Origin of the sequence: Psychrobacter sp., from assembly GCF_035469765.1 — a bacterium.
Taxonomy (GTDB): domain Bacteria; phylum Pseudomonadota; class Gammaproteobacteria; order Pseudomonadales; family Moraxellaceae; genus Psychrobacter.
Genome location: NZ_DATIRM010000356.1, coordinates 1 through 8,519, shown reverse-complemented (window position 1 = coordinate 8,519; position 8,519 = coordinate 1). Strand labels below are relative to the sequence as shown.

Annotated in this window: 9 protein-coding genes; 4 read left to right on the top strand and 5 right to left on the bottom strand. The window is 42.4% G+C overall.

The genetic code is table 11. The features are described from left to right. Positions 1–228, top strand: a 228-nt coding sequence (locus VLN09_RS09805) for a hypothetical protein (protein ID WP_325246047.1), incomplete at its 5' end; no start/stop codon positions are given. Positions 229–258: 30 nt separating this feature from the next. Here the strand turns inward: VLN09_RS09805 and VLN09_RS09800 are convergent. The 3 genes from VLN09_RS09800 to erpA form a co-directional block, all read right to left on the bottom strand. Next, a complete protein-coding gene (locus VLN09_RS09800; RefSeq protein ID WP_325246045.1) occupies positions 259–774 on the bottom strand; it encodes a disulfide bond formation protein B in 516 nt (171 codons plus the stop codon). Positions 775–840: 66 nt separating this feature from the next. Continuing rightward, positions 841–2,424 (bottom strand): glutamate--cysteine ligase, encoded by a 1,584-nt coding sequence (gshA, locus tag VLN09_RS09795; RefSeq protein WP_414709121.1) that lies wholly within the window; start codon positions 2,422–2,424, stop codon positions 841–843. A gap of 393 nt (positions 2,425–2,817) precedes the next feature. Further along, positions 2,818–3,198 carry an iron-sulfur cluster insertion protein ErpA gene (gene erpA / locus VLN09_RS09790; protein WP_325246041.1) on the bottom strand — a complete coding sequence of 127 codons (381 nt, stop codon included), beginning with the start codon at positions 3,196–3,198 and terminating at the stop codon, positions 2,818–2,820. A 488-nt stretch (positions 3,199–3,686) separates the two neighbouring features. On the opposite strand from erpA, the gene VLN09_RS09785 reads away from it, so the two are divergent. After that, positions 3,687–5,732: an ATP-binding cassette domain-containing protein gene (locus VLN09_RS09785; RefSeq protein ID WP_325246039.1), complete on the top strand. Its 2,046-nt coding sequence runs from the start codon at positions 3,687–3,689 to the stop codon at positions 5,730–5,732. Between the two features lie 105 nt (positions 5,733–5,837). On the opposite strand, the gene VLN09_RS09780 is transcribed toward VLN09_RS09785, so the two are convergent. Continuing rightward, positions 5,838–6,200, bottom strand: a complete 363-nt coding sequence (locus VLN09_RS09780; RefSeq protein ID WP_325246037.1) for a septal ring lytic transglycosylase RlpA family protein — start codon at positions 6,198–6,200, stop codon at positions 5,838–5,840. Positions 6,201–6,743: 543 nt separating this feature from the next. Here VLN09_RS09780 and VLN09_RS09775 point away from each other — a divergent pair. After that, positions 6,744–7,730, top strand: a complete 987-nt coding sequence (locus VLN09_RS09775; protein WP_325246035.1) for a DnaJ C-terminal domain-containing protein — start codon at positions 6,744–6,746, stop codon at positions 7,728–7,730. Between the two features lie 86 nt (positions 7,731–7,816). Then, the gene (locus VLN09_RS09770) at positions 7,817–8,140 is read left to right on the top strand and encodes a chaperone modulator CbpM (protein ID WP_325246033.1); all 324 of its coding nucleotides are present in this window, start codon (positions 7,817–7,819) and stop codon (positions 8,138–8,140) included. 87 nt (positions 8,141–8,227) lie between these two features. Here the strand turns inward: VLN09_RS09770 and VLN09_RS09765 are convergent. Next, on the bottom strand, positions 8,228–8,519 hold a 292-nt coding region (locus VLN09_RS09765; protein ID WP_325246031.1), incomplete at its 5' end, for a cation:dicarboxylate symporter family transporter.

Sequence of the window (8,519 nt, the reverse complement as noted above, 5' to 3'; positions counted from 1 at the left end):
CGACGTCTGATAGTAAAATCAGCACAGGATACAGGCAAAAAGGTCATCATAATATTACCACAGGACAGGTTTTCAACTAGTATTGCGAATCACAATGGTTCTTATCATCAAGCTAAAACCAAAGTAAAATTACGTAAAATTAAAACGATTAGAGTAACGACAATAAGCCCGCGTTGCGAGCTTGATTTCGTTAAATTATGTGATAAAAATGGGAAAAGCTATGAATAGCGCGCCGTTCGATATTTATCGAGTGAGAGGCTAAGGAGTAGCAGGACGTATGATACGCCACAAGATCAGAAAATGTGTCAATATAAGAATACTAAATAAAATCAAGGATTGCTCAGGGATGCTTAAGCCTAAAAAGGTCCAGTCAATGGAGGCGCATTCACCAGAGCCGGCAAATACTTCTTTTAGTACCTGCTGCATAGGCAAGGTATCGATCCAATAATCCAAACCCGGACCACATGACGGCACTTGATCCGCTGGCAAATGCTGTAGCCAAACATGACGCCCTGCCACTATTGCAGCCCAACCAATACCCGCTAGGCTACCAAGCCAAAGTAGTAGTCTGATAACCATCGATTTTGGATGAAACAAAGCGGCGACTAAAGCAAACCCGCCCATTATCATCAGCCCAATCCGCTGAAAAATACATAGTGGGCAAGGTGAGAACCCCATATAACGCTGTAAGAAAAATAGTGCAAAGCTCATGCCTATTGCGGTCATTATGACTAAAAATACTTGCAGATTGCGGTAAGTGGTCAGCTGTAGCATGGGGCAGATACTCTTATAAAGTGCTGATTAAAAATAGAAGGTAGTAATAGCTAGTAAAAAAAACTATTAACGATATTGCTGCAAGAAATCCATAAAGTCTTCTGTTTCAGCTGCTTCTATTTCTGCTTGTTGCAAGATGGATTTTTCCGCTAGCACCTCGTATTTTGCTTGGGTATTTGGACTGAGGGTTTGCTGCAATAACGAGTCGCGGTGCTGCTGCGCTAAGGTAAAGCCCAACTGCCATAAACTGCCCAAACGCTTACTGTCAGAGTTTACTTGCGCTGAAATGGTTGACTCAGAGTGACCGGCTTTACCTTGCATTAAGGCAACTGCCGCTCGATAATCATTGCCACCATAATGAGCATCAAGCAATGCCGCAAGCGGCTGCATACGGTTTAGATGCATCAGCATCCAGCTCTCTAATGATTGCTCAGTACCATTATTCAGGATTTGTAGATGTTCACGGCGACCTTCATTGACCACGCGCTCAAGGTTGATAGCAAGTGCATCTTCTTCCTCAGGCATCAATTCAGGTGAATCACTAAGTAAGCAATAGAGCGCCATCACCTCTAAGAAGCAGGCACTAGACAGACGAATACCGATATCGCTATAAGGGTCTAAATCAATCGCACGAAACTCAACATAAGCGATACCGCGACGCTCAAGCGCTTCGGTTGGACTCTCGCCACTCATTGCTATTTGTTTAGGGCGAATAGGACTGTAGTATTCGTTTTCTATCTGTAGAATATGATTGTTGATTTGAATAGGATTGCCATTCTCATCATCTAAGCCGAGTTTTTCAAAACTTTCATGCGGAGTTTGAATCGCACGACGCAGTCCTTTGATATATTCTGGTAAATTGTTATAACGGATATCAAGCTGCTCTTGCACGCTATTAGTATAGCCAAGTTTGCCCATACGTAGGCTGGTGGCCGTCGGTTTATAATAGGTTGATTTATTGAACAGCTCAAGGTCATGCTCAATCCCTGAAACAAAGCAAGGGCAGACACTTGGACTTGCGCCCAATAAGTACAGCACCAAACTGGTCAGGCGCTTAAAGTTACGAATCAGACCCAGATATTTATCGTTTTTAAATTCTGTCAAAGTCAGCGCGTTTGCGCTAGGCGTTTGCGCTTGCCACTCGGTAAATAAGTCATCACCAAAGGATAAATTATAATGTAAGCCTGCAATGGTCTGCATCCGGCGACCATAACGAATACCAAGTCCGCTACGGTACAAAGTCTTAAGCTTACCAGTATTAGAGCTGCCATAATCTGCTAGCGGAATATCTTCATCATTTGATGACAGCATACAGGGCATAGATAGCGGCCACATCAGCTCATCTTCAGGCATACCTTGATATACCAATAGATGCAGTTGGCGCAGCATGTTCAGCGTCTCTTTTGGTGAAGACTTGGGTTCGGTAATCAGCTCAAGTAAGCTTTCTGAATAGTCGGTTGTGATAAAGGGATGAGTGAGTTTTGAGCCGAGTTTGGCAGGATGCGGCGTTTGTGCCAAATAACCATCCGGTTTAACGCGTAATCCTTCTTTTTCGATACCACGTAGCATGCCTGCTAAATGCTTGCTGGCAAACCAGTTTGGAATATCAAAATCGACAAAGCTACTCGCAAAATTACTCATAAGGATCATCTGTTGTTATTGGTTATTATTGATTAAAAACCATAAATGGCTAATCACAAAAAGGGAGAATATAATCTTCGTCAGTTTAGCCCAAAGACACGCTAAAAACCACGTGCAATTACAAATACAGTAAGCTGCACTTGCGGTAAGTTTTACCCTGTTTAGCAGAAAATCTAGCTATAAAACCACAGTAAAACTCTAAGATAGAAGTGACTTTCATCGCTGATTCATACTTATTTTCTTGGAAGCTTTTATGGAGGGCAACTCTATTTTTATCAATAGCCAATGCACTCAGATTTTTAAAGAAATATCTGAAATAAAAAGCACCTACCAATCGGGTAAGTGCTATAGCAAAACAGTTTTTGTCTAATCACCGAATCTGAGCCATACCAAAGCGAGTATTTAGATCGAGAATGACGAGCCGCAGCCACAAGTGGTCGTAGCATTAGGGTTAGTCACGATAAAGCGTGCGCCTTCCAAGCCTTCGGTATAGTCAACCGTAGAGCCTTGCAAATATTGATAGCTTAATGAGTCGACGACCAAGGTCACATCGGCATTGTCAAAGTTGGCATCATCTTCATTGAGCTCATTGGCAAAATTAAAGCCATAAGAAAAGCCCGAACAGCCGCCGCCAGTAACGTAGACACGGAGCATAAGGTTGCTATCACCTTCTTCTTCACGCAGGCGACGGACTTTTTGTGCCGCGCTATCGGTTAGATTCAAAACGGTTGGATCGACAGGTTGGCTTGAGCTTGGGTTAAATTGGTTGGCTGGTTGGTTCATATCTACCTCAATTGCTAAAATCAAATGTTATTATTTTTACGTACGCGAGGTCGTCTGGTTATGTTGACTAAGTGGAGTTACTGATATCTCTTGATTGCTGCTATTAATGAATCACAGCCGAAAATACTAGGATATAGCATGGCTAATTTTTGGCTAGCGGCTGTGCCTAGCAAGAGATATAAAATTCAGTCGGTCAGCACTTAACTGCCTGATGTCACTAGTTTTTTGCTAGTATAACATAGTTGGGCTAACGATTAAGTTGTCAAAGGCGATAGCTGCATTTGCTATTATAACGTACTTATATATGCCCCTTGTTGTTTGTTAATACAAGGGAATTAGTAGCAGTATAAAGGTTTGAATTTAAAATACTTATTTAATTGTTTGCCTATCGGTTAGGCGTTTGAAATAATAGCCGCCAGTAAACACGCCAGATAAGTGTTTTTCCTATTGCCTTAAGTTTTATATTACCGCTGAGATGAAGAAATTATATGATCGAATTTAAAGACGTTGGTGTTCGCCGTGATGGTCGTGAGTTGTTTGCAGGGGCAAGCTTCCAGCTACATCCGGGCCATAAAGTTGGCTTAACGGGCAATAACGGGACCGGAAAATCGACCTTATTTGCCTTATTATTGACACGAATGGGTACCGGTGACACCGAAGTGACGCTTGATAGGGGTGAAGTGAGTATCCCTGATAGCTGGCATGTGGCGCACATGGCGCAGGAAGTTGGCGCGACCACACAGACGGCGATTGATTACGTGCTAAGCGGTGATGAGCAATGGTACGAAATTAACGCCACTTTAAATGATTTGAGCAGTGTCAGTGATGAGCAGATTGGCGTGCTACACCAGCAGTTTGATGAGATTGATGGTTATCGTACACCAACCAAAGCCGCACAAATTATGGCGGGTTTAGGTTTTAATACCAATCAACATGAGCTACCGGTGGAAAGTTTTTCGGGTGGTTGGCGTATGCGCTTAAACCTTGCTAAGACCTTGATGAGCCGTGCTGACTTGATGTTACTTGATGAGCCAACCAACCATTTGGATTTGGATGCTATTCTTTGGCTTGAGACTTGGATTAATGCCTTTACTGGTTTGGTCATCGTTATCTCGCATGATCAGACGTTCTTGGATAATACTGTCGGTCATATCTTGCACGTTGAACAGCAAAAAATTACCCTTTATACCGGTAACTATCAGCAGTTTATTCGCACACGTCATGAGCGTATGGCGCAGCAGCAACAAGCTTTTGAGAAGCAAGAAGCGACCAAAGCGCATTTGGATGACTTTATTCGTCGTTTCCGCGCCAAAGCCAGTAAAGCAAAACAAGCGCAGAGCCGTATTAAGCAGCTTGAGCGTATGGCTGAGCTGTCACCGATGATGGCAGACAACCCGTTTTCGTTCCGCTTTTATGAGCCGGCTAATATGAGCTCGCCGCTGATTGAGTTGACCGATGCAGATATTGGCTATAGCGATACACCGCTACTTTATAATGCCAATGTGCAAGTCACCCCTGATACTCGTATCGGGCTACTAGGCATGAATGGCGCAGGTAAATCGACCTTGATTAAAGCATTGGTCGGTGAGCTTGGCGTATTAACAGGTAGCTATAATGTCTCGGATACCCTAAAGCTTGGCTACTTTAACCAGCATCAAATGGATATCCTTGATCCCAAGGCAACTCCAATAGAGATGTTGCGCCGCTTGGCAGGCAAAACTTCTGATGCCATGCTACGTTCATTTTTGGGTAGCTTTGATTTCCGTGGCGACCGTATCGATACCATCAGTGAGCTATTCTCTGGTGGTGAGCGTGCGCGCTTAACGCTAGCTTTGATTGTTTGGCAACGTCCGAACGTTCTGGTACTCGATGAGCCAACCAACCATTTAGACTTACAAATGCGTCAAGCGTTGACAATCGCCTTGCAAGGCTTTGAAGGGGCAGTGGTGCTGGTATCGCATGACCGTGAGTTGATTGCCAACGTCTGCGATGAATTGTTTTTGGTACATGATGGTCAAATCGATGAATTCGATGGTGATATCAGCGACTATGGTAAATGGCTTGCCGAAAAGCGTAAGCAAGAAAACTCTCAAGATAAAAACACCAGTAAGAAAAAAAGTAAAAAAGAGAGTAAAAAGTTTGTTTCACGTGAAACAGATGCTAATTCAGCAGGTAGCAAAGCAAGCAAGCAAGTGGGCAATAACGCGTCTACTGCATCGATGAAAAGTAAAGCACCTCAACCTGCACTTAGCAAAGATGCGCAGCGCAAGCTGGCAGCTGAGCAACGCAAATTAACCGCGCCTATTCGCCGTGATATCGAAAACACGGAAAAGACCTTGGCTACAATTGATGAGAAGCTGCTGATTTTAGAAGAAAAACTGGCGAATACGGATCTTTATGAAGAAAGCCGTAAGGCTGATTTGATGACATTGCTGAATGAGCAAACTACGTTACAGCAGCAACATAGTCAACATGAAGAAAAGTTGCTACTGGCAATGACAACCTTGGAAGAAATGGAAGCCAGTATCGGCTAATACGATAAGGTGCTTGTTGCTTGGTTTTTAATCGAAACCAAACAATAAAATTCAGTCATTAAAAAAGGGAAGGCTTACGCCTTCCCTTTTTTTTACTTTATTGCTTTACTCTCTACGATATCGACCATCACCATAAGATAGGATTTCCATCGTAGTAGTACAAAGCTGACAGTTTATTTGACCAGCAGCAGCTTTTGATAAATCAAGAATGCGACCTCGTATAAAAGGTCCTCTATCTGTAATTTTTACAATCACGCTCTGCTTTGTCTTTTTGTTGGTCACTTGTACCTTCGTACCAAACGGTAACGTTTTATGCGCAGCGGTTAGGGAGTTCATATTAAAGATACTGCCACTTGCCGTACGTTTACCATGGAATTTACTACCGTAGTAGCTGGTATTACCGGCAAAAGCAGTGGCGCTCAATAGTAGTGATAAAGTGATGACTAAAGACTTGATTAAATAAGACATGTAAAACCTTTTTTCTATTGACGAGATAGACAGATACTCTTGCCTATGTTATCCATACTCCCTGCGAGTACAAATAATAGAAAGTATCTTACAAGAAATAGCTTGTCATATTCTTACAGCTCTGTAAAAAAACTCCCAAGGTCAAAATTTCTTTTTTAACAACCAGTTAGCCTATATATGTTTATTTTGCTATATTTGTATAAGCATCATTATGAACAACGATTACGTTAGTTTTTGGGACATATCAGCAGTCAAAAATAAAAGAGCGTAATGTTAAACGTCACTTTACTGAAATAAATCTCCGTTACATGCTACTGTCTGCAATACATAAGCTACAAAATCTCATATTAGTATGATGGCATCGCTTTTAACTTGGTTTGCCTCTATTGATAATATTTCTATAATGGTATTTGGTTTTTTTAGCGTTATGATTGTTAGTAGACCAAGGTCACAACCTGTTATATCAAAAACTTATGTTTACATTTGAGCGTTTACAATTGACATCCCATTATTATTAACAAGTCTTATTTTGAGGAACATAACATGGCAGAGAAAAACTACTATGACATTTTAGGGGTCAAAAAAGACGCCTCAGACGCTGATATTAAAAAAAGATACCGTAAGCTTGTCCGTCAATATCATCCTGATGTCAGCGATGATCCAGATGCTGATAATAAGATTGCTGAGATTAATAACGCTTATGAAACCATCAGAGATAAGGACAAGCGCGCTGAATATGATGCGATGCTAAATAATCCTTTTGCTGGTCAAGGTGGCGCTGGTGGTTTTGGCGGGCAAGCAGGCGCTGGTCAGGGCGGCTTCCGCTGGGAAGATATCAAAGATCAGTTTGGGGAAGGTGAAGCTTATGGCGATGGGGGTTTTCGCTTTGATGACATTTTCTCCGCTTTTGGGCGCGGCGCACGTGGACAAGCAAGTGGTCAGTCGCAATATGGTGGCTTTGGAACGCGAGATAGTAAGGGTCAAGACCAACATGCCGAGATTACCGTTGATTTGGCATCTGTTTATCAGGGCGATGAATACAGTATTAAGTTGAATGTGCCAGTCCGCAAGCCGAATGGCAATGTGGATTATGAGAATAAAACTCTTAAGATAAAAATTCCTAAAGGCATCACGGATGGTAAGCAAATTAGATTAGCTGGACAGGGAGCGGCGGGCAGCGGTAATGGTAAAAACGGCGATTTATTTTTGAAGGTGAAAATCAGTCATGCAGCTAATATTCGTATCGAAGGTGCGGATGTTTATCAGACGGTCAATATAGCGCCATGGGAAGCGGCACTGGGTGAAAAAGTTACTGTCAGTACGCCAGCAGGGACACTGGGTGTAACGATTCCTAAAAACAGCAAGTCAGGCAGCAATTTACGCCTAAAAGGCAAAGGTATCCCAGCCAAACAAGCTGGTGATTTGTACTTAACCTTAAATATTATCAATCCAAATATTAATAATGACGAGGCCATTAAAGCTTATGAGGCGTTAAAACAAGCTTTTGCTGAGACAACTATTGAGCGATAAACAACGATATTCATAAAAGCCGTTTAATACCATAATAGAGATGCAAACGATAACGATAAAATAAAGAAAAAACGAGGATAATCGCTATGAAACACTCGCCTGAATTTAATGACATTATCATGAGCTTAGATGAGCTGATATCTGCTTGTGGTCAAGAGCGCCAATGGGTGATCGAACTGATTGAAGAGAACATCATCGAATATGATGTACCAGAGCGCGAACAGTTTACTGGCTATCAGCTGACGACTGTGCGCCGTGCGTCCCGCCTAAGCCGCGACTTTGAAGCTAGCGTGCCAGCTATTGGTTTGATACTTGAGCTGTTAAATGAAATTGAGCAACTGCGCCAATTAAAACGCCAATTGGATATGCAAGCACCTGTTATTGAAGTCACGATTGACCATTTAAAATAGTTAAATAAACAGTAAAAGCCGATAATAAAAAAGAGCCCAATCATTGATTGGGCTCTTTAGCATTTAACCATACGATTTTATAGCAAATTAACGAGCATATTTTGGATCAGCAGCAGCGGTAAATAAGACGTCTGTTGATGAGTTCAGAGCGGTTTCAGCCGAGTCCTGTATGACACCGATGATAAAGCCAATAGCGACCACTTGCATGGCAATGTCATTTGGAATACTAAATAAACTGGCTGCAAGTGGAATCAATAGCAATGAGCCGCCGGCAACACCGGATGCGCCGCAGGCACTAATCGTTGCAACCAAGCTTAATAGCAGTGCTGAGGCAAAGGTGACTTCAATACCTAAAGTATGCGCTGCCGCAAGCGTTAAG

Excerpts from the sequence above, each read along its gene's own strand:
- VLN09_RS09780 (WP_325246037.1), bottom strand. The coding sequence starts at position 6,200 with ATGTCTTATTTAATCAAGTCTTTAGTCATCACTTTATCACTACTATTG.
- erpA (WP_325246041.1), bottom strand. The coding sequence starts at position 3,198 with ATGAACCAACCAGCCAACCAATTTAACCCAAGCTCAAGCCAACCTGTC.
- VLN09_RS09785 (WP_325246039.1), top strand. The coding sequence starts at position 3,687 with ATGATCGAATTTAAAGACGTTGGTGTTCGCCGTGATGGTCGTGAGTTG.
- VLN09_RS09775 (WP_325246035.1), top strand. The coding sequence starts at position 6,744 with ATGGCAGAGAAAAACTACTATGACATTTTAGGGGTCAAAAAAGACGCC.
- gshA (WP_414709121.1), bottom strand. The coding sequence starts at position 2,424 with ATGATCCTTATGAGTAATTTTGCGAGTAGCTTTGTCGATTTTGATATT.
- VLN09_RS09770 (WP_325246033.1), top strand. The coding sequence starts at position 7,817 with ATGAAACACTCGCCTGAATTTAATGACATTATCATGAGCTTAGATGAG.
- VLN09_RS09800 (WP_325246045.1), bottom strand. The coding sequence starts at position 774 with ATGCTACAGCTGACCACTTACCGCAATCTGCAAGTATTTTTAGTCATA.